General features: G+C 64.8%; 23 protein-coding genes. 16 read left to right on the top strand and 7 right to left on the bottom strand.

Annotated features, from left to right (window positions below; translation table 11 throughout):
- From A5906_RS28005 to A5906_RS27980, 6 genes are all read left to right on the top strand, one after another.
- On the top strand, window positions 1–483 hold a 483-nt coding region (locus A5906_RS28005), incomplete at its 5' end, for a response regulator (protein ID WP_136615527.1).
- Between the two features lie 27 nt (window positions 484–510).
- A complete protein-coding gene (locus tag A5906_RS28000) occupies window positions 511–984 on the top strand; it encodes a chemotaxis protein CheW (RefSeq protein ID WP_080138454.1) in 474 nt (157 codons plus the stop codon).
- A 31-nt stretch (window positions 985–1,015) separates the two neighbouring features.
- Window positions 1,016–1,402 carry a response regulator gene (locus A5906_RS27995; RefSeq protein ID WP_018321619.1) on the top strand — a complete coding sequence of 129 codons (387 nt, stop codon included), beginning with the start codon at window positions 1,016–1,018 and terminating at the stop codon, window positions 1,400–1,402.
- 61 nt (window positions 1,403–1,463) lie between these two features.
- Window positions 1,464–2,342, top strand: coding sequence for a CheR family methyltransferase (locus A5906_RS27990; protein WP_080138453.1), 879 nt, complete (start codon window positions 1,464–1,466; stop codon window positions 2,340–2,342).
- A gap of 2 nt (window positions 2,343–2,344) precedes the next feature.
- Window positions 2,345–2,662: a hypothetical protein gene (locus A5906_RS27985; RefSeq protein WP_011083221.1), complete on the top strand. Its 318-nt coding sequence runs from the start codon at window positions 2,345–2,347 to the stop codon at window positions 2,660–2,662.
- A 140-nt stretch (window positions 2,663–2,802) separates the two neighbouring features.
- Window positions 2,803–3,306, top strand: coding sequence for a response regulator (locus A5906_RS27980; protein ID WP_080138452.1), 504 nt, complete (start codon window positions 2,803–2,805; stop codon window positions 3,304–3,306).
- 170 nt (window positions 3,307–3,476) lie between these two features.
- On the opposite strand, the gene A5906_RS27975 is transcribed toward A5906_RS27980, so the two are convergent.
- On the bottom strand, window positions 3,477–3,782 hold the full coding sequence (locus A5906_RS27975; protein ID WP_080138451.1) for a hypothetical protein: 306 nt from the start codon (window positions 3,780–3,782) through the stop codon (window positions 3,477–3,479).
- A 149-nt stretch (window positions 3,783–3,931) separates the two neighbouring features.
- Between A5906_RS27975 and A5906_RS27970 the strand changes: the two genes are divergently transcribed.
- Complete coding sequence (locus A5906_RS27970; RefSeq protein WP_080138462.1) at window positions 3,932–4,567, top strand: response regulator transcription factor; 636 nt, start codon at window positions 3,932–3,934, stop codon at window positions 4,565–4,567.
- Between the two features lie 153 nt (window positions 4,568–4,720).
- Here the strand turns inward: A5906_RS27970 and A5906_RS27965 are convergent, their stop codons facing one another.
- On the bottom strand, window positions 4,721–8,317 hold the full coding sequence (locus tag A5906_RS27965) for a PAS domain S-box protein (RefSeq protein ID WP_080138450.1): 3,597 nt from the start codon (window positions 8,315–8,317) through the stop codon (window positions 4,721–4,723).
- A complete protein-coding gene (locus A5906_RS27960) occupies window positions 8,295–8,714 on the bottom strand; it encodes a response regulator (protein WP_080138449.1) in 420 nt (139 codons plus the stop codon). The genes A5906_RS27965 and A5906_RS27960 overlap by 23 nt, the downstream gene beginning before the upstream one ends.
- Window positions 8,715–9,110: 396 nt before the next feature.
- Between A5906_RS27960 and A5906_RS27955 the strand changes: the two genes are divergently transcribed.
- Window positions 9,111–11,231, top strand: a complete 2,121-nt coding sequence (locus A5906_RS27955) for a HAMP domain-containing methyl-accepting chemotaxis protein (protein WP_080138448.1) — start codon at window positions 9,111–9,113, stop codon at window positions 11,229–11,231.
- Window position 11,232: 1 nt separating this feature from the next.
- On the opposite strand, the gene A5906_RS27950 is transcribed toward A5906_RS27955, so the two are convergent.
- Window positions 11,233–11,946 (bottom strand): GntR family transcriptional regulator, encoded by a 714-nt coding sequence (locus A5906_RS27950; protein WP_080138447.1) that lies wholly within the window; start codon window positions 11,944–11,946, stop codon window positions 11,233–11,235.
- 95 nt (window positions 11,947–12,041) lie between these two features.
- Between A5906_RS27950 and A5906_RS27945 the strand changes: the two genes are divergently transcribed.
- The 6 genes from A5906_RS27945 (at window position 12,042) to A5906_RS27920 (ending at window position 18,413) form a co-directional block, all read left to right on the top strand.
- Complete coding sequence (locus A5906_RS27945; RefSeq protein WP_080138446.1) at window positions 12,042–13,058, top strand: ABC transporter substrate-binding protein; 1,017 nt, start codon at window positions 12,042–12,044, stop codon at window positions 13,056–13,058.
- The gene (locus tag A5906_RS27940; RefSeq protein ID WP_080138445.1) at window positions 13,058–13,819 is read left to right on the top strand and encodes an ABC transporter ATP-binding protein; all 762 of its coding nucleotides are present in this window, start codon (window positions 13,058–13,060) and stop codon (window positions 13,817–13,819) included. Before A5906_RS27945 ends, A5906_RS27940 begins: the two co-directional genes overlap by 1 nt.
- An 11-nt stretch (window positions 13,820–13,830) precedes the next feature.
- Window positions 13,831–14,694, top strand: coding sequence for an ABC transporter permease (locus tag A5906_RS27935; protein WP_080138461.1), 864 nt, complete (start codon window positions 13,831–13,833; stop codon window positions 14,692–14,694).
- Window positions 14,691–16,427 carry an L-arabinonate dehydratase gene (araD, locus tag A5906_RS27930; RefSeq protein WP_080138444.1) on the top strand — a complete coding sequence of 579 codons (1,737 nt, stop codon included), beginning with the start codon at window positions 14,691–14,693 and terminating at the stop codon, window positions 16,425–16,427. The genes A5906_RS27935 and araD overlap by 4 nt, the downstream gene beginning before the upstream one ends.
- 98 nt (window positions 16,428–16,525) lie before the next feature.
- Entirely contained in the window at window positions 16,526–17,245 is a 720-nt protein-coding gene (locus A5906_RS27925) for a ribonuclease activity regulator RraA (protein ID WP_080138443.1), read from the top strand.
- Window positions 17,246–17,321: 76 nt separating this feature from the next.
- A complete protein-coding gene (locus A5906_RS27920; protein ID WP_080138442.1) occupies window positions 17,322–18,413 on the top strand; it encodes an SMP-30/gluconolactonase/LRE family protein in 1,092 nt (363 codons plus the stop codon).
- A 159-nt stretch (window positions 18,414–18,572) separates the two neighbouring features.
- Here A5906_RS27920 and A5906_RS27915 read toward each other — a convergent pair whose 3' ends face one another.
- On the bottom strand, window positions 18,573–20,672 hold the full coding sequence (locus A5906_RS27915) for a S9 family peptidase (protein ID WP_080138441.1): 2,100 nt from the start codon (window positions 20,670–20,672) through the stop codon (window positions 18,573–18,575).
- 307 nt (window positions 20,673–20,979) lie between these two features.
- On the opposite strand from A5906_RS27915, the gene A5906_RS27910 reads away from it, so the two are divergent.
- Together A5906_RS27910 and A5906_RS27905 are read left to right on the top strand one after the other, a co-directional pair.
- Window positions 20,980–22,416 carry an MBOAT family O-acyltransferase gene (locus tag A5906_RS27910; RefSeq protein WP_080138440.1) on the top strand — a complete coding sequence of 479 codons (1,437 nt, stop codon included), beginning with the start codon at window positions 20,980–20,982 and terminating at the stop codon, window positions 22,414–22,416.
- Complete coding sequence (locus A5906_RS27905) at window positions 22,416–23,516, top strand: hypothetical protein (RefSeq protein WP_080138439.1); 1,101 nt, start codon at window positions 22,416–22,418, stop codon at window positions 23,514–23,516. Before A5906_RS27910 ends, A5906_RS27905 begins: the two co-directional genes overlap by 1 nt.
- A gap of 191 nt (window positions 23,517–23,707) precedes the next feature.
- Here A5906_RS27905 and A5906_RS27900 read toward each other — a convergent pair whose 3' ends face one another.
- Complete coding sequence (locus tag A5906_RS27900; RefSeq protein ID WP_080138438.1) at window positions 23,708–24,895, bottom strand: pyridoxal-phosphate-dependent aminotransferase family protein; 1,188 nt, start codon at window positions 24,893–24,895, stop codon at window positions 23,708–23,710.
- A gap of 106 nt (window positions 24,896–25,001) precedes the next feature.
- Window positions 25,002–25,724, bottom strand: a complete 723-nt coding sequence (locus A5906_RS27895) for a thermonuclease family protein (RefSeq protein WP_080138437.1) — start codon at window positions 25,722–25,724, stop codon at window positions 25,002–25,004.
- Between the last annotated feature and the right edge of the window lie 117 nt (window positions 25,725–25,841).

Genomic DNA, 25,841 nt, shown 5'->3' with positions numbered 1-25,841 from the left:
ACCGAGGTGATCGACGTCGGCCACTTCCTCCCCATGGCGTTCTCCGACTGGTTCACCCGCAAGGAGATGAAGCCGTCGATGCACTCGCAGTCGGTGCTGCTGGTGGACGACTCTGCGTTCTTCCGCAACATGCTGGCACCGGTGCTGAAGGCGGCCGGCTACCGCGTCCGCACCGCGCCGACCGCGCAGGAGGGCCTCGCTGCGCTCCGCGCCCAGAGCTTCGACGTGATCCTGACCGACATCGAGATGCCGGACATGAACGGGTTCGAGTTCGCCGAGACCATCCGCTCCGACAACAACCTCGCCGCGACGCCGATCATCGGCCTCTCGGCGCTGGTGTCGCCGGCGGCGATCGAGCGCGGCCGGCAGGCCGGCTTCCACGACTATGTCGCCAAGTTCGACCGTCCCGGTCTGATCGCGGCGCTGAAGGAGCAGACCGCGGGCGCCGCCGGCGCCTCCGAGCTGAGCCGGGCGGCGGCGTAAGCCGGACAGGGATCAGGAGATAAGCTCATGAGCACCAAGACCCAATCCGCCGAAGGCGCCATGGTCGAATACGTCACCGCGATGATCGGCGGCCAGCTGTTCGGCCTGCCGATCTCCCGCGTCCAGGACGTGTTCATGCCCGAGCGCGTCACCCGCGTGCCCTTGTCCTCGCGCGAGATCGCGGGCGTCCTGAACCTGCGCGGCCGCATCGTCACCGTGGTCGACATGCGCGCCCGCCTCGGCCTGCCCAAGGCCGAGGACGGCAAGGTGCCGATGGCGGTCGGTGTCGATCTGCGCGGTGAATCCTATGGCCTCCTGATCGATCAGATCGGCGAGGTGCTGCGCCTGCCCGAGGCCGGCATGGAAGAGAACCCCGTCAACCTCGATCCCCGCATGGCCAAGCTCGCCGGCGGCGTCCACCGCCTCGAGGGCCAGCTCATGGTCGTGCTCGACGTCGATCGCGTCCTCGAGCTCGAAACCAAAGTGCAAATGGCTGCCTAAGCCAACGAAACATCGAAGCCGGAGAACCGAAATGAAAACGTGTTTGGTGGTCGATGATTCCAGCGTCGTACGCAAGATCGCGCGCCGGATTCTGGAAGGGCTGGAATTCGAGGTCACCGAGGCCGAGGACGGCTCGAAAGCGCTCGAGATCTGCCAGCGGCAGCTGCCCGACGCGGTGCTGCTCGACTGGAACATGCCCGTCATGGATGGCTTCGAGTTCATGGGCCATATGCGCCGCCTGCCAGGCGGCGACCAGCCGAAGGTGGTGTTCTGCACCACCGAGAACAACGTGGCTCATATCGCCCAGGCGCTCAGCGGCGGCGCCAATGAGTACATCATGAAGCCCTTCGACAAAGACATCATCGCCGACAAGTTCGCCGAAGTTGGCTTGATCCCGGTCGGACAAGCCATGGTCTGAGTGTGTCTGGCCCGCATATTCCGGCCAGAGTGTTCCCAGTACAGCTTCGAAGAGGCCATCCGTGACCCCGACCGAGTACGAGTATCTGCGTAAGTTTCTGAAAGATAATTCCGGTCTCGACCTGTCCGCAGACAAGCAATATCTGATCGAAAGCCGTCTCCTGCCGCTCGCCCGCAAGGCCGGGCTCTCCGGCATCGCCGAGCTCGTGCAGAAGCTGCAAGGCGGCTCGCGCACGCTGATGACCGACGTGGTCGAAGCCATGACCACCAACGAGACCTTCTTCTTTCGCGACAAGGTCCCATTCGATCACTTTCGCGACCATATCATGCCCGAGATCATCAAGGCGCGCGCGAACAAACGCAGCGTCCGGATCTGGTGTGCCGCCGGCTCGACCGGGCAGGAGCCCTATTCGCTGGCGATGTGCCTGAAGGAGATGGGCGCGTCCCTCACCGGCTGGCGGGTCGAGATCATTGCGACCGACCTGTCGCAGGAGGTGCTGGAGAAGGCCAGGGCCGGCGTCTACAGCCAGTTCGAGGTGCAGCGCGGCCTGCCGATCCAGATGCTGGTGAAGTATTTCAAGCAGACCGGCGAGACCTGGCAGATCAATCCCGAATTGCGGGCGATGATCCAGCACCGGCAGCTCAACCTGCTGCACGATTTCTCCCAGCTCGGCACGTTCGACGTCATCTTCTGCCGCAACGTGCTGATCTATTTCGACCAGGACACCAAGATCAACATCTTCAACCGCCTGGCGCGCCAGATCGAGCCCGACGGCTTCCTGGTGCTCGGCGCGGCGGAAACCGTGGTTGGATTGACCGACACATTCAGGCCGATTCCGGACCGGCGCGGCCTCTACAAGCCGAACGATCCGCGTGCCGCGGCTGCCAAGCCGGCTCTCGCCGGCGCGGCGCCGCGCATGGCGGTCATGGCAGGACGATAGGCATGGCCGAAGATGGCAAGGGCGCCGAACGCGTCACGTTCAGCCGCGGCTATGATGTCTGCATCATGGCCATCGACGGCACCTGGCGTCGCGATTGCAAGCTCAACGCCATTTCCGACACCGATGCCATCCTGACGGTTGAAGGCTCGATCCAGGGCTTGAACCTGAAGGAGTTCTTCCTGCTGCTGTCGTCCACCGGCCTTGCCTATCGCCGCTGCGAGCTGGTGCGGGTCAACGGCGCCGAAATGGACATCCAGTTCCTGCGCGGCAAGAACCGCAAGAAGCGCGGCGCAGCCGGCGGCCACGACGCGGCCGCCTGACCGGCACGTTGGCGCCCCGCGCTTTCCGCCCCGTTGCTTTACATTTGCTGAAACATCCGGACGAATTTGCAGCAGTGGCTTTACGTGGCCTAAGCGCGCGCCGTGTATCCATTGCCCGTCTCAATCCCAGGAATACGGCAATGCCCAGAAGTTCCCTGTCCCCCATCCCGTCAAACCTGCCCGACGTCGCCGAGCGGCGCGCGCTTCAGCTCCTGGTGGTCGATGACGACGCCACGCAGCGCAGCCTGATCACGGTCGCGGCCAAGCAGGCCGGCCACGAAGTCACCGTGGCGCCGTCCGTGGCGGAAGCGATCGAGAAGCTCCGCACCGCGCGCTTCGACTGCGTGACGCTGGATCTCGTGCTGGAGGATGGCGACGGCATCGACGTGCTGCGCGAGATGGCCGAGGCGAAGTTCGCCGGCGCGGTGATCGTCATCAGCGGCATGGACGGCAAGCGCCGCAGCGCCGCCCGCAGCTTTGCCCGTTCGGTCGGAATCGAGCTCCAAAGCCTGCCGAAGCCGCTCGATCTGGCGGCCCTGCGCATCAGCCTCGCCAATCTGGGCAAGACCGCGATGGGACTGCCGGCGATCCACACCTGGGGTGGTGTCGCCAGCGACGCGATCGTGGAGCGGCACCGCACCTAGAGCATGATCCGGTCCCGAAGGGCCGCGTCAGCGCAAAGGGCGCGGCGGTTTTCGGGAAAGATCACGCTCAACCAATGTTCTGAAGCGCGATGAGGATTCGTTCCAATCTCATCGCGCTTGAGGCTGCGAGCCGCCATGGTTGCGTCGGGCAGACAGTGCGCGATTGCGGCCTATACGGGACTGTCCGACTCCGACAACTGCTGCAGGGCGTGGTCGAGCTCCATCCGGCAGGCGTTGAGGGCAGCGCTTGCCGTGGCAAAACGGGGCGTGACGTCGTCGAGCACGAAAATCTCCAGGGAACCCGCGGTAGGGCCGTCGTCCTCCGGCTCTACATCGTGCGAGGTCATGGCCGCGTCGATCAGACGCATGCTGAGGTCGATGCGCGCGATCAGAGAGCGAAGTTCGGCCGCGATCAACTGACGGCTGTCTGTGTCAGCCATTGCGGTGAGCGGGGGGATGCCTGCGTAATTTAGCATGGATATTCTCCGTCTCCCGCAATAAGGCACCCTGCCGCTACTTGTGCGTTAAGTCCATGTCCCGTACAAATACGGGTGGGCCGAATCCGCGCCGAACGCCATAACGGGAGGCGCGGACGCGAGTCCTTCATGCCAACTGGATGTGGCACATGGCCGAACAAAGCTCTCGCGGTGAAATCTTCGTGGTCGACGACGACCCTGCCGTTCGCGACACCTTGTCGATGGTGCTCAAGGCGGCGGGCTATGAGGTGATCTGTTTTGCCGACGGCGCAGCGCTGCTCTCCGTCGCGCGAAATCGCACACCGGCTGCGATCCTGCTCGACGTGCACATTCCCGGAAAGTCGGGTCTCGACATTCTGAGGGAGCTGCACGGCGAGGATTATCCGGCGCCGATCTTCATGATCTCAGGGCAGGGCGACATCGCGATGGCGGTGAGCGCGATCAAGAACGGAGCGCTCGACTTCATCGAGAAGCCGTTCCGTGGCAGCGAGATCGTCGGCCGGCTCGACGAGGCAATCGGCGCCTATGCACGCCGGCAGGCGGAGAGCGCGTCGCCGAAATTCGGCTCGCTGCATTTCCCCGGACGCGAGCCATTGACGCGCAGGGAGCGCGAGGTGCTCGAGCAGTTCGCCTCCGGTGCGTCCAACAAGGAAGCCGGCCGCACCCTCGGCATCAGCCCGCGCACCATCGAGGACCACCGCGCCAACATCATGAAGAAGCTCGGCGCGCGCAATGCCGCCGACCTGATCCGGATCGTGATGACCGCGGCCCAGCGGGCGTCGTAAAATGGTCGCGTGCCCCGGACGCGGTGCATCATGAAATGATGCGCCGCTGAGCCGAGGCCCATCTCTCCAACTCCACGGCTGACGGCTCCGGGTCCCGGCTCTGCACAGCAGCGCTTGCGCACTGCAGTGCGTCCGGGACACGGGAGCGGGGCCTCACCCGTTCAGCGCCTTGCGGATGATCCGCGCCAGATCCGACTTGCGATAGGGCTTTGCCAGCAGCAGAACGCCGGAATCCAGCCGGCCATGATGGATGATCGCGTTCTCGGTATAGCCTGACGTGTAGACCACCCTGAGATCGGGGCGCGTCTTCATCAGCTCGTCGGCGAGCTGTCGTCCGTTCATCTTGCCGGGCATGATGACGTCGGTGAACAACAGGTCGAACGAATTTCCGGCGGCGACGATCGCGAGCGCCTCCGCGGCGTTCGCGGCCTGCAGGGTGACGTAGCCCAGCGAATGCAGCTGCGCCAGCACGTAGTCCCGCACCAGCCGATCGTCCTCGACCACGAGAATCGTCTCCTGTCCGCCCTCGATTGTCGCGGGCGTCACGCCGTCGCCGACCGGCGTCGCGGTCTTGCCGGGCGGCAGATACATCTTGATCGTGGTGCCGTGGCCCTCCTCGCTGTAGATCTTGATGTGGCCTGCGGACTGCTTGATGAATCCGTAGACCATGGAAAGCCCGAGTCCGGTGCCCTTGCCCGGTCCCTTCGAGGTGAAGAAGGGGTCGAACACCCGCGCCAGCATGTTGGATGGAATGCCGGTGCCGGTGTCGCTCACGGCGATCAGCACGTAGTGTCCTGGCCGGACGTCGTTGACGCTGGCATAGACCTCGTCCAGATAGGCGGCGCCCGTCTCCAAGATCAGCTTGCCGCCGCCGGGCATGGCATCGCGGGCATTGAGCGCGAGGTTGAGGATCGCCGTGGTGAGCTGGCTGGGATCGACCATCGCGACACAGCTCTCGTCCTCGAACACCGATTCGATCTGGATCTGCTCGCCCAGCGTCGGCCGCAGCAGCTTTGCGGTGTCGACCATCAGCGAGTTGATGTCGATCTCGCGCGGCTGGAGCGGCTGCTTGCGCGCAAACGCAAGCAGGTGCTGGGTCAGCTCGGCACCGCGTCCGGCCGCCTCGTCGATCATCTTGGTGATCGCCGCGAGCTCGGGTTCCTTGGCCACCGCTTCGCCGAGGATTTCGATCGTCCCGGTGATCACGGTGAGGATGTTGTTGAAGTCGTGCGCCACGCCGCCGGTGAGCTGGCCGACCGCCTCCATCTTCTGGGCGTGGCGGATGCGCTCCTCGGCCGCGATCTTGTCGGTGAGGTCGCGGTAGAAGACGTTGAACAGGGTGCCCTCGCGACGCTTCAGTGCCGCGACGCTCAGCTCGGCTCTGAATTCCTTGCCGTCGCGGCGGCAGCACATCAGTTCGCGGCGGCGGTTGAGCATCTGGCCGCCCCTGGAATCGAGGAAGCGCCCGAGGCCGTCCCTGACCCTCTCGCGCTCGCCGGGAGCGACGATGAGATCGATCGAGCTCCGGCCCAGCGCTTCGTCGCGGCGCCAGCCGAACAGCTCTTCGGCCCGCGAGCTCCAGTTCAGGATGATGCCGCGCTCGTCGGTCTGGACGAAGGCGTCGAGCGCGGTCTCGACGATGTTGCGCGCGAGCTGCTCGCTCTCGCGCAGGGATTCCTCCGCGAGTCTCGCCTCGGTCATGTCGCGCCCGACGAAGAAGAAGCGTTCGGCCTTCTCGGACCAGTTGCCGAGCCAGGACAGCCAGACCTCACGCCCATCCTTGTGAATGCAACGGGTGTCGGCAAGCTTCGGGTGCTCGCCGCGCCTGAGCGCGCGCATTTCCTCGCGGGATCGCCCGAGATGCGAGGGATGGATGAAGTCCGTCCCGCTGCGGCCGATCATCTCGTCGGGCCGGTAGCCGAGAATGGCCTCGCTGCTCGGGCTGATCTGCACGACATGGCCCCGCGAGTCCATAATCATGATCAGGTCCTGCGAGGCGTCGAAAAGCTGCCGCCGCTCCTCGAGCTGCTGTTGCAGCGCCCGCTCGGCCCGTCGCGCCTCGGTGAGGCTGCGCGCGGCTCCGGAGGCGCCGACGATTTCGCCCGAGGGCCCCCTGATCGGCGAGAGGCTGAGCGAGATTTCGACCGCTGTGCCGTCCTTGCGCAGGCGTATCGTCTCGAAGCGTTCGATCGGCTCGCCCCGGGCGATCCGTCGCAGATAGTCCTTGCCCTGCTCGCGGCGGTCGGGCGGCACGATGATCGCAGTGGATTGCCCGATCGCCTCGGTCGCCGCATAACCATAGAGACGTTCGGCGGCGGGATTCCAGCCCGTGATGACGGCATCGAGCGATTGCATGACGATCGCATCGTCGGATGATTCGACGGCCGCGCTGAACAATTGCTCGCGCGCCGCATGATGGCTTCGTGCCGCCTCGGTGCGGCGATGCTCCCGGATCTCGCGTTCGAGCGCGGCTGTCTTCGCCTGCGTCTCCTCGACCATCCGGGCAAAAGCCCGCGCCAGCACGCCGGTCTCCCCGCTCGCATCGACGGGGATGTCCGCGGGCCGTCCGCTGCCGATTGCCTCCACCGCCGCGGTCAGGCGCCCGATCGGACGGGTCAATGAGCGCGCCAGCAGCACCGCGAGCGCGGCTGCGGCGAGCACGGCAAGGACGCCGACGAGAAGGGACGTCTTCTGAATGGCGGCCGGCACGCGACCGAACACGGACGGGGGAATGGTCACGATGATGGCGACCCATTCCTTGCCCGCGAGCAGCGCCGGCGCGATCGCCGCGCCGCTCGGACGGCCTGACCCGTCGGTTCCGAGCCGCGTGGCTACGTCCGGCGTGCCAGCCAGCGCTGCGAAGAACGGAAAGTCTTTGCGCCAATCGGTGGGATGGCCGCGCAACGAGCCGTATTCCTGCGAGCGGTCGGGATGGACGAGATAGTCGCCGCGCGAATTCACGACGTATATCTCTCCTCCCGAACTCGTGGTCGAGCGGACGCGGTCGAGCGCCGGACGCATGTCGATATTGGCGATGACGATCCCGAACGGCTTGCCGTCCGGCGTGAACAGGGGCATCGCGACGCGAAGTGTCGGAATGTGGAGGCCCGTCGTGCCGCCCTGGCGGGTGGCGAGATCGATGGGCGAGACATAAATCTCGCCGGGTGCCAGCCGTATCGTTTCCTGAAAATAGGTTCGCTCGCTCTTGCGCTCCAGTTCGCTGTCGGGGACGATCCGTACCGTTCCATTCGGGCCGGAGCGATCGACGCGGACCAGCTCGCGCTGGTTATCGTCGAGACCGATGATGCGAAATTGCGCATAGCTGGGCTTGGCCTCGATCTCGGCGACGAGCCGCGCCGCGATGCGCTCACGCCAGGTCTGCTCTGAAACGCCGTCGGAAGCGTCAATGCCTCCACCGAGGTGAGCGCGGATCAGGCCGTTGATGGCTGCGGCGGAGCGATAGCCGGTCAAATCGCCGCGCGCGCCGGCAACGTAGGATTCGAGATTGGTTGCCAGCAGGCGTGACTGGGCCTCGACCCGCTCGAGGACCCGGGGAATCACCGCTTGTGTGGTGTTGCGATAGCCCAGCCAGCCGACGGCAGCCACGGTCACCGCCACCAGGAGGATCATCGCGATGGCGAGGCGCGTTGCGAGCGTCATGCGGATGTTCGCCGGATTTGCCGGAAGGCTGTGCCTGCTCCGCTCCGGTGCAGAGAGGAGGGTCTCGTCATCGGCGGCCGGAGTTGACATCGGATTCTTCCGGCACGCTCACCTTCAGGCAGCCCTCGACCGCTGCGAGCAGCGCATCGGGCCGGAACGGCTTCTGAAGGCTCGCCACCGCGCCGAGCTTGGTTGCCATCTTCAGAAAATCGGGCTCCGCATAGGCATCCGGCGTGATCGAGCGCCCGGAAATGACGATGATCGGAGTGGCCGGGGCCAGCGCCCGGATGTGGCGCATTGTCTCCAGCCCGTCCATGCCGGGCATGAAAATGTCGAGAAACAGCAGGTCGAATGGGCTGGCCTCGAACAGCGCGAGTCCCTTGCGGCCATCGCCGGCGACGGTGACGTGATGGCCGGCTCTCTCCAGAAGCAGCCGGATCGTGATCTGCACGGCCGGGTCGTCATCCACGATCAGGATGTTGGCCACGTCTGAAATCCTCCGGGTCGGATGGGACGTTCCAGCGACCTCAAATCAAAGCAACAAATGCGAAATTGTTGCGCGGATTCTGTCCGCCCCGCAAGCGCCTCGCGCTCGCTGCGATTGCCTTTCCTGACGCGCCGGAAGCCGGTTCCCCGAGCATGATCCGCATACGCACTCTTGCGTGCATATGAAGTCGAGATCTGGTTTCGAATGTCGTAACCCATTGCAGCAACGGAGGATATTTCTCTCGCCGTAGTTGTGCGGGGTCCACGCCTTCACGATGGATTAAAGGTCCCAAACTACAACCACCGATAGTTCCCGTACCCGTATTCGCGCATTCATTTCCGCTCCTGACATCCGGCGAATCCGGCCGCCAACCCGGCCATCAGCACGAGACCCCTCATGTTCAGATCGATCGCGAACACCGGAATTCGGACCCGGCTGCTCGGCGGCTTTGCGCTGATCTGCGTTCTGCTCGCCGCGACCGTGATCTACACCGTTGTGGCAATCTCGCAGATCTCGTCGCGCATCAAGACGGTCGTGGACCAGCGGGCGCCGGTCGCGATCGCGAGCACGGAGCTCGTCGGCAATCTCTATTCCACGCTTTCGACGCTGCGCGGCTATCTGCTGACGGGTGATGCGCAGGGCAAACGCGACCGCGCCGCAGTCTGGGCTGAGCTGGATCGCACCGCCGCCGCGGTCGACCGCATGGCGGAGGACTTTTCCAATCCGCAGAACAAGACCAACTGGAGCGAGGCCAGGGCGCTGATGGCGGAATTCCGCCAGGCCCAGGACAGGGCCGAGCTCGCCGCCTTCACGCCGTCGGCCTATCCGGCGACCGAGCTGCTCGCGAAGGAGGCCGCGCCGCTGATCGCGACCATGTTCGCCGAAATCACCGCGATGATCGACGAAGAGGAGGCACTGGAGGCGACGCCGCAGCGCAAGCGCCTGCTCAAGACCTTTGCCGATGTGCGCGGCAACCTTGCCGCGGCCGGATCGCAATTGCGCCTCTACGTGGCCTCGGGAGAGGCCGCCGACCGCGACAAGTTCGAAAAGCCGCTCGCGACCTTCAGGGCCGCGCTCACCTCCGTCGGGACCCAGGCGGATCTGCTCACTGTAAAGCAAACGACGGCCTACCGCGCCATCGTCAAGGCAAACGAAGCCTTCACGCCGCTGCCGCAGAAGATCTTCGCGATCCGCCAGACGCCGCAATGGAACGCGCCGGTCTTCATCCTGTCCACCGAGGCGGCGCCGCGCGCGGCCCGAATCCTCGACCTGCTCGACGGCCGCAAGGACGCCGAAGGCAGGCGCTCGGGCGGTCTGAAGAGCGACCAGCAGTCGAGGCTCGCCGACGACGCCCGCAGCGTGGCCGATGCGGTCGAGAGGTTGCTGCTGCTGCAATGGATCCTGCTCGCCGCGGGGCTCGCGCTCGGAACGGTGATCGCGATCCTGGTTGCGCGCTCCATCACCCGTCCGATCGTCGAGCTGGTGGGCGATTCTGCGCGCCTGTCCGGCGGCGACACCAGCGTCGAATTCAGGACGGCCGAGCGTGGTGACGAGATCGGGGTGGTCTCGCAGGCGGTGGCCAAATTCCGCGACAATGTGATCGCGCAGCAGGAGGCGGCGGCGTCTCTCGCGCGCGAGGCGGAGGCGCGCGAAGCGGCCAACCTGAACATGGAAGACGCGGTAGAGGAATTTCGCGTCACCTCGCGCGACCTGCTCGCGCTGGTCGGCGAGAATGCGGGCACCATGCGGCAGACCGCTGAGAGCCTCGGCGGCATCGCCAACCATGCGACGAGCCAGGCCGCGTCCGCAGCGACGGCCTCCGAACAGACTGCGGTCAACGTCCAGACCGTCGCATCGGCGGCCGAGCAGCTCGCGAGCTCCATCGTCGAGATCGGCCGGCAGATCGAACTGTCCAACACGACCGTGCGGTCGGCGGGCGAGGTGACCGCGCGCTCGGAGAGCGAGATCGAGGGTCTCGCGCACGCCGCGCAGAGCATCAGCTCGGTGGTCGATCTGATCCAGGCGATCGCGGCCCAGACCAACCTCCTGGCGCTCAACGCCACCATCGAGGCCGCGCGCGCCGGCGAGGCCGGGCGCGGCTTTGCCGTAGTGGCGTCCGAGGTCAAGGCGCTGGCCGACCAGACCCGCAATGCGACGCAGGACATCGTCCAGCACATTGCCGCGATCCAGAACGCGACCGGCAGCGCGGTCGCCTCGGTGAAGGAGGTCGCAACCGCGATGCGCCGGATCGACGAGGTGACGGCGGCGATTGCCAGCGCCGTGGAGCAGCAGGGCGCGGCGACGCGGGAGATCTCGCAGAACGTCCAGATGGCGGCGTCGGGAACACAGACACTGGCAAGCAGCATCGGGACCGTCTCCGGCGCCATCGCGGAAACCAACCGCTCGGCCGACGACGTCATGGGGGCCGCGAACCATGTATCAGGGGCGGCCGAACGCCTCGCCGCCGAGGTTCAGGCTTTCTTCGTCAAGCTGCGCAGCGGCCGCGACGCAGCCTGATTCAATCCGTCAGATATTCCGGGTGGTGGCTCCGGATCTTGTCGAGTTCGCTCAGCGTGCCCGACAGATGCTTGCGCAGATGCTGTTGTGCGGCATCGGCATCTGCGGCTTCGATCGCGCGCGTGATCAGCTTATGGTGGCGCACGATGTTCTGGGCCTTGCCGGGTGAGGGCAGATGCAGCCGGCGCAGCCGGTCGATATGTCCGCTGCGGCTGCGCACCAGCGCCCAAAGCTCCTCCTTGCCGGCGGCAGCATAAAGCTGGGCATGGAAGTCGTTGTCGGCGGCCATGAAGGCCTCGAACTCGCCGGCTTTGGCGAATTGCTGCTGCAGCGCAATGGCATGGTCGAGGCGGATGATCAGCGCGTGGTCATGCATGTCCGCGAGCAGCCGGACGATCTCCAGCTCCAGCGCCTGGCGCAGGAAATGCGCCTGCTGGGCGCGGCCGATGTCGATCCGGCTGACCACGGTCGCATGCTGCGGAAAGACGTCGACTAGGCCCTCTTCCTCAAGTCGCATCAGGGCATCGCGCACCGGCGTCGAGCTGATGCCGAACTGGGCGGCGAGCTCGGCGCGCGACAGCGGCGCGCCGGGCGGCAGCTCCAGCGCGATGATCGCATTGCGTAGCCGCTCGAACACTTGCGGCGCGGCCTGACGGGCGCGGTCGAGCCGGGCGGGTCGTGACGTCGCGCGCGCGGCGGTATGGGCTGCTTCCATGTCGGGTCCCGCGGGCTTGCCTTTGATGCACTAATATATTAGTGCATCACAGGGGTCAACGCAGCGCAATCTGCACCCGGAGGAAACACACAACAATGATCCAGCATCTTCGCAGCAGGCTTGCGGCCGCTGCCGTGATCGCCGCCGCACTTTTCGCGCCCGCGGCGCATGCGCAGCAGAAAACCGAGATCGCGCTGTCGCGCCAGCCCGGTATTTTCTACATGCCGAGCCACATCCTGGAGAAGCTGAAGCTGATCGAGAAGCACGCGGCGGCTCTCGGCGTTGCCGGCGTCACCACCAAATGGATCACCTTCTCCGGCGGCGGCGCGCAGACCGATGCGCTGCTCGCGGGTGGCGTCGACATCCTCAACACCGGCACCGGCAATCTGCTGCTGCTGTGGGACCGCACCCGCGGCGGCGTGAAGGGCATCGTCGCGACCTCGGCGCAGCCGATGACGCTGATCAGCCGCGACGCCAACATCAAGTCGATCAAGGATTTCGGCCCCAGCGACAAGATCGCGGTGCCGACCGTGAAGGTTTCCACGCAAGCGATCGTGCTCCAGATCGCGGCCGCCGAAGCCTTCGGCGCCGATCAATGGTCGAAGCTCGACGCCAACACCGTGCAGCTCGGCCATCCCGACGCCTATGCGGCGCTCGCCAATCCCAAGCACGAGGTGCACACCCACTTCTCGATCCCGCCGTTCACGTTCCTGGAGCTGAAGAACGTGCCGGGCGCGCATGTCGTGCTGAATTCGCCCGACGTGATGGGCGGCCCGCTCAGCCAGGCGCAGTTCTTCACCACGACCAAATTCGCCGACGCCAATCCGAAGATCATCCAGGCCGTGCGCGACGCCACCAAGGAGGCGCAGGATCTGATCCGCAGCGACACCAGGCAGGCCGTCGAGATCTACAAGGAGATCACCGGCGACAAGACCTCGGCGGAGGAGCTGCTCGATCTGCTCAGGGAGCCCGGCATGATGGAGTGGAATCTCGAGCCGCAGGGCACGATGAAATTCGCTGCCCATCTGTTCAAGACCGGCACGCTGAAGAACCAGCCCAAGGCCTGGACGGACTATTATCTCCCCGTCGCGCATGATCTGAAGGGCAACTGATGGCACTGCTCGACGTCAGCGGCGTGACGCTGCGCTACAAGACCTCCAGCGCCGTCGTCACCGCCACGGAAAGAGTCTCCTTCACTGTCGACAAGTCCGACCGCTTCGTGCTGCTGGGGCCGTCCGGCTGCGGCAAGTCGACCTTGCTCAAGGCCGTCGGCGGCTACATGACGCCGAGCGAGGGCCGAATGACGATCGGCGATCGCGAAATCCGCGGTCCGGGCGCGGATCGCATGATGATCTTCCAGGAGTTCGACCAGCTGCTGCCCTGGAAGAGCGTGCTCGCCAACGTGATGTTTCCGCTGCTGACCGCGCGAAAATTGTCGCGCAGGGACGCCGAGGCGAAGGCGCGGGCCTATATCGAGAAGGTCGGCCTCACGCGCGTGGTCGATGCCTATCCGCACACGCTGTCCGGCGGCATGAAGCAGCGCGTCGCGATCGCGCGCGGCATGGCCATGGAGCCGGACATTCTGCTGATGGACGAGCCGTTCGCAGCGCTCGACGCGCTGACCCGCCGGACCTGCCAGGACGAGTTGCTCCAGCTCTGGAGCGAGACCAAATTCACGGTGCTGTTCGTGACCCATTCGATCGCGGAGGCGATCCGCATCGGCAACCGCATCCTGCTGCTGTCGCCGCATCCCGGCCGCGTCAAGGCCGAGGTGATCGACGTCGACAAGGTCTCGAACGAAGACGGCAGCGCCGGCCGGCTGGAAAAGGAGATCCACGATCTCCTGTTCGCCGGCGAAGCCACCGCGCATTGAAGGAGCCGGTCATGGGCGAAGCGAGAATATTGCTGCGTGACGCGCCGGTCGCGGCAGTCGGAGGTGCGGGCGAGGTCGAGCGCAGGCTGAGCTTTGCCGAGTTGCTCTGGAACGACGGTTTTATCCGCAAGGCCGTCATCATCCTGTTCCTGGCGGCGGTCTGGGAGGCCTACGGCGTCACGCTCGACAATCCCCTGCTATTTCCGACGCTGCACGACACGATCGCCACGCTCTACGACCGCGTCAAGGACGGCACGATTCCGATGCGGGCCTGGGCTTCGCTGAAAGTGCTGTTCATGGGCTATTCGGCCGGCATCGTGCTGGCTGCGATCTTCACAATCCTTGCCATCTCGACCCGGATCGGCACCGATTTTCTCGAGACGGTGACGGCGATGTTCAACCCGCTGCCGGCAATCGCGCTGCTGCCGCTGGCGCTGATCTGGTTCGGGCTCGGCAATGGCAGCCTCGTCTTCGTGCTGATCCATTCGGTGCTGTGGCCGGTCGCGCTCAACACCCATTCCGGCTTCAAGAGCGTGTCCAACACGCTGCGCATGGTCGGGCGCAATTACGGCCTGCGCGGGCTGCCTTATGTGGCCAAGATCCTCATTCCCGCGGCCTTCGGCTCGATCCTCACCGGCCTCAAGATCGGCTGGGCCTTCGCATGGCGCACGCTGATCGCGGCCGAGTTGGTGTTCGGCGTGTCCTCAGGGCAAGGCGGGCTCGGCTGGTTCATCTTCGAGAACCGCAATCTTCTGGACATACCTGCGGTCTTCGCAGGCCTCTTGACGGTGATCATCATCGGGCTCTTTGTCGAGAACCTGATCTTCCGCGCCATCGAGCGGAATACCGTCCAGAAATGGGGCACGCAATCATGACCAAGAAGAAAACACCCGATCAGCTCCGCAGCGCGCGCTGGTTCGCGCCCGACGATCTCCGCTCGTTCGGCCATCGCTCCCGCACCATGCAGATGGGCTACGCGCCCGAGGAGTGGAAGGACCGCCCGATCATCGCGATCCTCAACACCTGGTCGGATGCGCAGCCCTGCCACATGCACTTCAAGTCGCGCGTCGACGACGTCAAGCGCGGCATCCTGATGGCCGGCGGCCTGCCGCTGGAATTGCCGGCGCTGTCGCTGTCGGAATCGCTGCTGAAGCCCACCACCATGCTCTATCGCAATTTGCTGGCGATGGACGCAGAGGAGCTGTTGCGCAGTCACCCCGTTGACGGCGTGGTGCTGATGGGCGGCTGCGACAAGACCACGCCGGCGCTGCTCTTGGGCGCGACCTCGATGAACATCCCGGCGATCTACCTGCCGGCCGGCCCTATGCTGCGCGGCAACTGGAAGGGCAAGACGCTCGGCTCCGGCTCCGACGGCTGGAAGTACTGGGACGAGCGCCGCGCCGGAAAGATATCCGACAAGGACTGGCTCGACATCGAAGCCGGCATCGCCCGCAGCTACGGCACCTGCATGACCATGGGCACGGCTTCGACCATGACCGCGATTGCGGAGGCGATCGGCATGACGCTGCCGGGCGCCTCCTCGATTCCCGCCGCGGACGCGAACCATATCCGCATGGCCAGTGAATGTGGCCGCCGCATCGTCGAGATGGTATGGGAGGATCTGACGCCCAAGGTGATCCAGACCCGAGAAGCCTTCGAGAACGCGATTGCCGTCGCCATGGCCATGGGCTGCTCGACCAACGCGATCATCCATCTGATCGCGCAGGCCCGCCGCGCCGGCCAGGACATCGGCCTCGACGATTTCGAGATCGCAAGCCGCAAGGTGCCTGTGATCGCGAATGTCCGGCCGAGCGGCGATGCCTATCTCATGGAGGACTTCTTCTATGCCGGCGGCCTGCCGGCGCTGATGGGCGAGATCAAGCAGCACCTGCATCTGGACTGCATCACCGTCACCGGCAAGACCCTTGGCGAGAACATCGCGGGCGCAGAAGTCCACAATGCCGATGTCATCCGCTCGGTCGACAATCCCATCTACAAGGAAGGCGCGCTCGCCGTGCTCAAGGGCAATCTCGCGCCCGACGGCTGCGTCATCAAGCCCTCCGCCTGCGCGCCGCGATTCCTCAGGCACACCGGCCCGGCGCTGGTGTTCGACGACTATCCTTCGATGAAGAAGGCCGTCGACGACCCCAATCTCGACGTCACCGAGGATCACATCCTGATCCTGCGCAATGCCGGTCCGCAAGGGGGCCCCGGCATGCCGGAATGGGGCATGCTGCCGATCCCGACAAAGCTCGTGAAGCAGGGCGTGCGCGACATGGTGCGGATTTCCGACGCGCGCATGAGCGGCACCAGCTATGGCGCCTGCATCCTGCACGTCTCGCCGGAGGCCTATATCGGCGGCCCGCTGGCGTTGGTGCAGAACGGCGACCGCATCACGCTGGACGTGGCCGCACGCACCATCAATCTCGATGTTCCCGAGGCCGAGCTCGCAAGGCGCCGCGCCGCCTGGAAGCAGCCCGAGCGCCGCTTCGAGCGCGGCTACGGCTGGATGTTCACTAAACACATCAAGCAGGCCAATGATGGCTGCGACTTCGACTTCCTGGAGACCGATTTCGGCGCGCCGATCGGCGAGCCGTCGATTTACTAACACCGTCGTTCCGGGGCGCGAAGCGAACCCGGAACCTCGAGATTCCGGGTGCGATGCTTACGCATCGCCCCGGAATGACGAAAGAGAGAGTGTACCAAATGACCAAACTTTCCGAAGCCACCCGCAACAAGCTCAAATCCGTCTCCACCGCCACCGTCGCCACCGCGCTGTTCAAGCGCGGCCTGCGCATCCAGATGATCCAGGACGTGCGCCCCTTGAACCCGGACCAGCCGACGATGGTCGGCGAGGCCTTCACGCTGCGCTACATGCCGGCGCGCGAGGACCTCAACACCATCGACGTCTTCAGGGATCGTTCCCATCCGCAGCGCAAGGCGGTGGAGGATTGTCCGGCGGGCGCGGTGCTGGTGATGGACAGCCGCAAGGACGCGCGCGCGGCCTCGGCCGGTGCGATCCTGGTGACGCGGCTGATGAAGCGCGGCGTTGCCGGCGTCGTCACCGACGGCGGCTTTCGCGATTCCGCCGAGATCGCCAAGCTCGGCATCCCCGCCTACCACCACCGACCGAGCGCGCCGACCAATCTGACGCTGCACCAGGCGATCGAGATCAACGTTCCGATCGGCTGTGGCGACGCGCCGGTGTTTCCCGGCGACGTCATCCTCGGTGATGCCGACGGCGTCATCGTGATCCCCGCGCATCTCGCCGACGAGATCGCCAACGAAACCTTTGAGATGACCGCGTTCGAGGACTTCGTCACCGAGGAAGTCGGCAAGGGCCGCGGCATTTTTGGTCTCTATCCCGCCACCGATCCGCAGACCCTCACCGATTTCGCGGAATGGCGGAAGAAGAACGGCCGCTAAGGCCGAGACGAACTCGCATCAAGAAACAGGCCGGCCGCATCAAGCGCCGGCCTTTTATCGAGCAGGGAGGACTTTTATGAATTTCACGCGACGCAATCTCATGGCCGGCGCTGGCGCCGTGGCAGCATCCACGCTTCTCGCCCGCGCCGCCGGCGCCCAGTCGTTCGCGTTCACGCCGAACCAGCGCTATCCGGATCCCGCCGTCCAGATCCTCGACCCGAGCTTTGGAAAATACCGGCTCTATTCCTCGACGGTCGAGCAGGTCGCAACCGGCATGCGCTGGGCCGAAGGCCCCGCTTATTTCCCCGAGGGCGGCTATCTGCTGTTCTCCGACATTCCCAACAACCGGATCATGAAGTTCGACGAGAAGACCGGCCAGACCAGCGTGTTCCGCGCCAATGCCAATTACGCCAATGGCAATGCGCGCGACCGCCAGGGCCGCCTCGTCACATGCGAGCACTCGGTGACGCGCCGCATCACCCGCACCGAGAAGGACGGCAAGATCACGGTGCTCGCCGACAAGTTCGAGGGCAAGCGGCTGAACGCGCCGAACGACATCGTGGTGAAGTCCGACGACAGCATCTGGTTCACCGATCCCTTGTTCGGCATCAACGGCGAGTGGGAAGGCAAGAAGGAAAAGGCCGAGCAGGCCACCACCAATGTCTACCGCATCGCCAAGGACGGCAAGATCAGCGCCGTGCTCACCGACCTCGTCAATCCCAACGGCCTTGCCTTCTCGCCGGACGAGAAGAAGCTCTATGTGGTCGAGTGGAAGGGCACGCCCAACCGCAGCATCTGGAGCTACAATGTCGGCGACGACGGTGCCTTAAGCGGCAAGACCAAGCTGATCGACGCCGCCGACCAGGGCTCGCTCGATGGTTTCCGCGTCGACCGCGACGGCAATCTCTGGTGCGGCTGGGGCTCCAACGGCGCCCTGCAATCCGAGCCCACCGACGTCGGCGGCCGCAGGGTGTTTCAGCTCAGGGGCAAGTCGGAAGATCTCGACGGCGTGATGGTGTTCAACCCCGAAGGCAAGCCGCTCGCCTTCATCAAGCTGCCCGAACGCTGCGCCAATCTCTGCTTCGGCGGGCCGAAGAACAACCGGCTCTACATGGCCAGCAGCCATTCGGTGTATGCGCTCTATGTCGAGGCGCATGGGGCGGTGTGAGGCGCCTGCGCCTCTCCCCGCTTGCGGGGGAGAGGCCTTAATTCAAGCGCAGCTTGAATTACGGGTGAGGGGGACTCTCCGCGAGTCCATCTTCCGCCGTCCTCGCGGAGACTCCCCCTCACCCCGACCCTCTCCCCGCAAGCGGGGAGAGGGAGAAGATCAGGCCTCCGCGATTCCCGCCGCCCACAGCGCGAACGCGTAGACGATCGCGACTTCATCGAGCCGGTCGAACCGTCCCGAGGCGCCGCCATGGCCGGCGCCCATGTTGGTGCGGAGGAGAACCGGGCCGCCGCCGCTCATGGTGGCGCGCAGCCGCGCGATCCATTTGGCGGGCTCCCAGTAGGTGACGCGCGGATCGGTCAGGCCGCCCATCGCCAGGATCGCGGGATAGTCCTTCGCCGCGACATTGTCGTAGGGCGAATACGACAGGATGGTGCGAAAATCCTTCTCGCTCTCGATCGGGTTGCCCCATTCCGGCCATTCCGGCGGCGTCAGCGGCAGCGTGTCGTCGAGCATGGTGTTGAGCACGTCGACAAAGGGCACCTCGGCGACAATGCCGGCGAACAATTCGCCAGCGCGGTTGGCCACCGCGCCCATCAGCATGCCGCCGGCCGATCCGCCGTGGCCGACGATGCGTTTTTCACTCGTGTATTTCGCCGCGATCAGTGCACGCGCGCTGGCGGCGAAATCATCAAAGCTGTTTGTCTTCTTCTCGCGCTTGCCGTCGAGATACCAGCCCCAGCCCTTGTCGGCGCCGCCGCGGATATGGGCGATGGCGTAGACGAAGCCGCGGTCCACCAGCGACAGGCGGTTGGCACTGAACGAGGCCGGCATCGCCATGCCGTAGGAGCCGTAGCCGTAGAGCAGCAGCGGCGCCGTGCCATCGAGGTTGAGCCCGCGGCGATGGAGGATCGAGACCGGCACCTCGGCGCCATCCTGCGCCTTGGCCATGATGCGCGTGGTGACGTAGTCGGCAACGTTATGGCCTGACGGAATCTCCTGCCGCTTGCGCAGGGTGCGCGTGCGCTTGACCATGTCGTAGTCGTAGACCTCCGACGGCGTCGTCATCGACGAATAGGCAAAGCGCAGATTGGTCGTCTCGAATTCGTAGGAGCCCATCGTATCGAGCGAATAGGCAGCTTCGTCGAAGGCGATGGCGTGCTCGTCCTTGGTCGCGAGGTCACGGATCACGACCGACGGCAGCGCATTGGCGCGCTCCAGCCGCACCAGATGTCCGGCATAGAGGTCGAGGTCGATGATGTAGATGCCGGGCCGATAAGGGATCAGGTCGCGCCAGTTCTTGCGCTCGGGCGAGCCAAGCGGCGCGGTGACGATCTTGAAGTCGATGGCGTCGTCGGCGTTGGTGAGGATGAACAGCTCGTCGCCGCGATCGGCGAGCGAATATTGCACGCCGTCCTCGCGCGCTGCGACCAGGCGCGGCGGTGCTTCGGGATGAGCGAGATCGATCAGCCGCTGCTCGCTTGTCTCGTGATCGCCACCGGCGATCACGCAGAAACGGCCACTGGTGCTCTCGTGCAGATGGGTGAACCAGCCGGCATCCTGCTCTTCATAGACCAGACTATCGTCGGCCTGCTTGGTGCCGAGCTTGTGCCGCCACACCTGCATCGGGCGGTGATTGTCGTCGAGCTTCACATAGAAGAAGCTCTTGCAGTCCGCGGCCCAGACCACGCCGCCGTCGGTCTCCTCGACGAGATCGTCGAGGTCCTTGCCCGTGGCCCAGTCGCGGACGCGGATCGAAAAATATTCCGAGCCCTTGGTGTCCGCGCTCCAGGCCTGCAGCTTGTGATCATAGGAGTGGCGGCTGCCCCCGAACTTGAAATATTTGTGGTCCTTGGCGAGCGCATCGCCGTCGAGCACGATTTCGCCCTCGCCGCCGTCGCGCGGCATGCGGCCGAACAGCTCGTGCTGCCCGCCTTCGCGGAACCTGCGGAAATAGGCGAACGGACCGTCCGCCGACGGTACGCTGGAATCGTCTTCCTTGATCCGTCCGCGCATCTCGCCGACCAGCGTTTTCTGCAGGGGCGCGGTATGGCCGAGCAGGCTCTCGGTATAGACGTTCTCCTCGTCCAGATATTTGCGGATGTCAGGATCGAGTATCTTGGGGTCGCGCAACACCTCCTGCCATTTCGCGTCCTTCAGCCAGGCATAGTCGTCGGTCACGGCGATACCGTGCCGCGTGAAGGAATGCGGCCGGCGCGGGGCGACGGGGGGCTTAGAAGGCGTCTTTGCTTGTGTCACTCGGTCCTCGTTCGTCAGCGCATCGTCTTGTCTTAACCTCGCCCCGCTTGCGGGGAGAGGTCGCCGCGAAGCGGCGGGTGAGGGGGTACAGGTCCCCCGACCATCTCGCGTGTGGAGAGAGGCCCCTCACCCCAACCCTCTCTCCGTAAGAACGGGGAGAGGGAGAAGAGGGGCCGCCGCCTTGTTCGCGCGTTCCCTTATATCGTTCCGATTCCGCGGATTGCCAGCGGGACTGCGCCAAGTCGCCGGGTTGTTGATCCGCCCCTTGTATGCTTAGGCTCCGTATCCCCGCCGCCGGTCCAGCCTGATGCTGTTCAACTCCTACCCGTTCATCCTGCTGTTCCTGCCGGCCGTGCTGGCGGGCTATTTCTGGCTTGGGCGGCGCAGCAATCTGGCGCCGGTGATCTGGCTGGCGGCCGCCTCGCTGGCCTTCTATGCCATTGGCAACTGGCAGTTCGTGGGTCTGCTGCTGTTGTCGATCGCCTTCAATTACGGCGTCGGCTATCTCCTGATCGCAGCCGAGCTCACGGCGTCACAGCGCCGGGCGGCGTTGGTCCTCGGTGTCGCCGGTGATCTGCTCGTGCTCGGCATCTTCAAATATGCGGGCTTTGCGACCGAGAACATCAACGCTTTGTTCGGCACGCATCTTGCGATCCAAATCCTGCTGCCGGTCGGCATCTCCTTCTACACCTTCACCCAGATCGCGTTCCTGGTCGATGCATATCGCAGACAGGTCTCGGCCTATGCGCTGCCGCACTATGCGCTGTTCGTGACCTATTTCCCGCATCTGATCGCGGGGCCGATCCTCCACCACAAGGACATGATCCCGCAGTTCGAGCGGGAGGACTCCAAGCATCCGCGCGCGCATCTGATCCTGTGCGGGGTCATCATCTTCGCCATCGGCCTGTTCAAGAAGACCTGCCTTGCCGACGGCATCCAGCCCCTGGTCGCGCTCGCCTTCGAGGCACGCTCGCCGAGCTTCGATCAGGCCTGGCTTGGCGCACTCGCCTATACGTTCCAGCTCTATTTCGACTTCTCCGGCTATTCCGACATGGCGATCGGCATCTCGCTGATGTTCGGTATCTTCCTGCCGGTCAACTTCAACTCGCCCTACAAGGCTTCCAGCATCGTCGAGTTCTGGCGGCGCTGGCACATGACGCTGTCGCAGTTTTTGCGAGACTATCTCTACATCCCGCTCGGCGGTAACCGCCGCGGCCGCGTGCTGCGCTATGTCAATCTGATGCTCACGATGCTGCTCGGCGGGCTCTGGCATGGCGCCGCTTGGACGTTTGTCGTTTGGGGCATGCTGCATGGCGCCTATCTCTGCATCAACCACGCCTTCAACGCGCTGGTGCCGAACGTTCCGGCGTTGCTTGCGCGTCCGGTCCGTATCGCCGGCGCTGTGCTGACCTTCTTCGCAGTCGTCATCGCCTGGGTGTTCTTCCGCGCCGAGAGCGTTACCTGGGCGCTGCGGGTGCTCCACGCCATGGCCGATCCCTCAAACATCGTTTTCGGCCGCGAGGAGATCGCAGCGCTGGTGCTGGTCATGATCTACGCGGCGCTGGTGTGGCTGGCGCCGAACACGCAGGACATCATGGGCTATGATCATGGCAACCGCCGGGTCGGCGAAGCCTTGCAGACAGGACGCATGCGGCCGCTGGCCCTCTATGCGGCGTCGCTGGTGCTCGCCTTCGGGATTCTGGGCATCCAGAGCCACAGCGAATTCATCTATTTCCGGTTCTGATGCGCGGATCGTTCACCAGCCTGAAGCGCCTTCTCCTCGCCAGCATGGTGTGCCTGCTGGGCGCGGCGGTGCTCACCTATGTCGTCGATCCCCTGCAATTGTTTCGTCCCTCGCGACGGGCGTTCTACTCCGACGATACGCGCGTGCAGAATGCCGGGCTGATCCGCAGCCAGTCGTTCGACACCGCCTTCATGGGCACCTCGCTCGCGATCCATTTCCGTCAGAGCGACATCGACCGCGCGCTCGGCGTCCGCTCGCTCAAGCTGGCGATGACCGGCTCCAACTCGCGTCAGCAGGCCTTCGTGCTGGAGCAGGCGATCGACCGCGGCGCGCGGCGCGTGATCTGGGCGATGGACGATTTCAGCTTCGTCGACGCGGCCGATATCGAGGCCGACCCCTATCTGTCCGTCGATCTCTATCGCAGGACGCCCAGGGGGATTGCGTCCTACGTCTTCAGTGCGGCGATGGCGAAGGAATCGCTGTTCGTGCTGCTGCGATCGATCCCGCCCTTGCAGCAGCCGCTTTCTCGCGCAGCACCGTTTCTCCCCGTCAAGTTCGCGCTGTCCGAGGTCGACGACATCTACGCGCTGCCGCGGAATTTCGATATTGCGCGCGATTACAATGCGACGAAGACGCTCGCCGCCTTCGCCTACATCACCAGCCCGGTGCGCAGTCGCTTTCTCGGCGAAGGCTATGGTTATGAGGCCATGGTCCGGCACTTCGAGCACGATGCCGCTGGTCTCATCACGCGCCATCCGGACGTGACCTTCGACGTCTACTTCCCGCCCTATTCGATCCTGCAATTCGTCGCGATGCGCGATGCCTCACCCGAGACGCTGAAGATCGTCACCGATCTCACGGCGGTGATTGCGCAGCGATTGGCGCAGATTCGGAACGTGCGCCTGCACGATTTCCGAGCGATCAAGGCGGTGACGCACGATCTCGACAATTACAGCGACGTCATCCACCATTCGCCGGTCGTGGACGCGTTGGTGCTGAAGTGGCTGGCGAGCGGAGAATATCGCGTCGATCCGAAAGCGCCGCTCGCGTCGCTGGACGAACTGAAGAAGCAGGTGGAAGCGTATCGCGTGGAACAGTGATCTTCCCCTTCCCCCTTGTGGGAGAGGGTGGCTCGCCGCGCAGCGGCGAGACGGGTGAGGGGTCTCTATCCGCGCATCAAACTCTCGCGATGAGATTCGCGGAGACGACCCCTCATCCGGCGCTTCGCGCCACCTTCTCCCACAAGGGGAGAAGGAAGAAAGAAGCCTTCGCCGGGACGACAGCGGAATATTTACGCCGCCACTTCCTCACCGAGATACGACACCGCCGCCTCAAGCCCGCCCTTGCCGTGCGGGATATTCAGCGCATTCAATCCGATCTCGATCACTCCGAGCGTGCCGAGCAGCATCGGCGCGTTGACGTGACCCATATGGGCGATGCGGAAGGCCTGTCCCGAGAGGTCGCCGATGCCGGTGCCGAGCACGACGCCGCATTTGTCCTTGCAATAGCGTTGCAGCACCGCCGGATCATGGCCGTTGCTCATGGTCACCGTGGTCACGGTGTTGGAGCGTTCGCTGGCTTCCGCAACGTTGAAGCCGAGCACCTGACCTTCCGACCACATCGCAACCGCGCGGCGCGCGGCCTCCGCGAGAAGGCTGTGGCGGCGGAAGGCGTTCTCCAGGCCCTCCTCGTGCAAGAGGTCGATCGCCTTGCGCAGCGCGAACAACAAGTGCACCGGCGCGGTGCCGGCATATTTGCGGTAATTCTCGGCGCCCTCGCGCTCGCTCCAGCTCCAATACGGCGTCGACATATTGGCCTTCCTGTGCACTTCGAGCGCGCGCGTATTGGCGGAGACGAAGCCGAGGCCGGGCGGCGTCATCAGGCCCTTCTGCGAGCCGGACATCGCGACGTCGACGCCCCATTTGTCCATCTCGAACGGCATGCAGCCGAGCGAGGCGACGGTGTCGACCATGTACAGCGCGGGATGGCCGCTCGCCTTGATCGCCTTGCCGATCGCCTCGATGTCGTTCTGCACGCCCGAGGCCGTATCCACCTGGACGACGACGACGGCCTTGATCTTGTGCTCCTTGTCGCGGCGCAGGCGTTCCTCGACCTCGTGCGGCCGCACCGCGCGACGCCAGTCGCCCTTGAGCACCTCGACCTCGGCGCCCATCAGCGCTGCCGCATTGCCCCAGCCGATCGCGAAGCGGCCGCTCTCCAGCACCAGCACCTTGTCGCCGCGCGACAGCACGTTGCTCAGTGCAGCTTCCCAGGCGCCATGACCGTTGGCGATGTAGATGTAGGACTTGCCCTTGGTCGCAAACAGTTTCGAGATGTCGCTAAGCAGGCTCTCGGTCAGGTCGAGCATCTCCTTGGAGTAGATGTCGATCGCCGGACGGTGCATCGCCCGCAGCACCTCGTCGGGCATCGTGGTGGGCCCGGGGATGGCCAGAAATTCCCGGCCCGCGCGAACGGTCATTGCATTGGTCCTTGTTGCTTGAGAACAGGATGGTGGGTTGCTGAATCTCACTTTTACGCGGCGTGGAGATGCAAGAAAAGCACCCAAAACGCAGGTCTGACGTGGGTTATCTCTTGGTCTCGCGGCATCCGGCGGCTTCCGCCTCCTCGACCGAGCAGAACCAGCGGGTGCCCTTGCTGATCTTCATCTTGATCTGGGTGTACCAGCGGCTGGTCGGCTGGTGATAGATGCACTCGCCGGCGCTGTTCACGTTGCCCTTGATGGTGCAGTCCGGCGAGGGCGCGACCGGCCCCGAGGCCGAGGCGAGCAGCACGGAATGCGCGCCGTCCGGCGGCTTGGTGGCGCCCAATATCGTCGTCTTCTTGTTGCGCACGCGCCAGTCCCAGGGCGCGATGAAGGCGCCCTGCCACATGCCGGCCTTGGCCTCGCGCGCGGCCGCTTCATCGGCGTCGTAGTCATGGGAGACGCGGGTGTAGGACAGCGCCCAGCCGCTGCGCACCAGCCATTTCTGGATGTCCTCGCCGCCGACGTCGCAGCGCGCGACGGTGCGGCCGCGGCGGTCGATCGCGCGGGTGTGACAGACCCAGGTCTTTCCTTCGGTGTATTTGGCGAGTTCCTCGCGCGCGGCCACGCCGCAGGTCCAGCGTTCGCTCTTGGTGTTGAGACAGAGCTGGTCGGAGGACGGCGCGTCGATGCCGCCGAGCCGGATGCGCGTGTTGCCGATCACGATGGAATCGCCGTCGCGGACCTTTGCAGTGCCGGTGATGTCGGCAGCCTGGGCGAGCGAAGGGGCAAGCAGGAACAGCGCAATCAGGAATTTTCGCAACATGCCGGTCCGGGTGTTCAGGAAAATCTCGATAAGCCGCGCGATTGTGGTCGGCTTTTGGCCACTCGGCCAGCATATGCCTAACGGTTGGGCTTTCAACTTCCTGTCATTGTAGCGGCT

It is taken from the genome of Bradyrhizobium sacchari (assembly GCF_002068095.1).
Taxonomy (GTDB): domain Bacteria; phylum Pseudomonadota; class Alphaproteobacteria; order Rhizobiales; family Xanthobacteraceae; genus Bradyrhizobium; species Bradyrhizobium sacchari.
The sequence above is the reverse complement of the archived record's forward strand: the minus strand, read 5'-3'. Positions and strand labels throughout refer to the sequence as shown.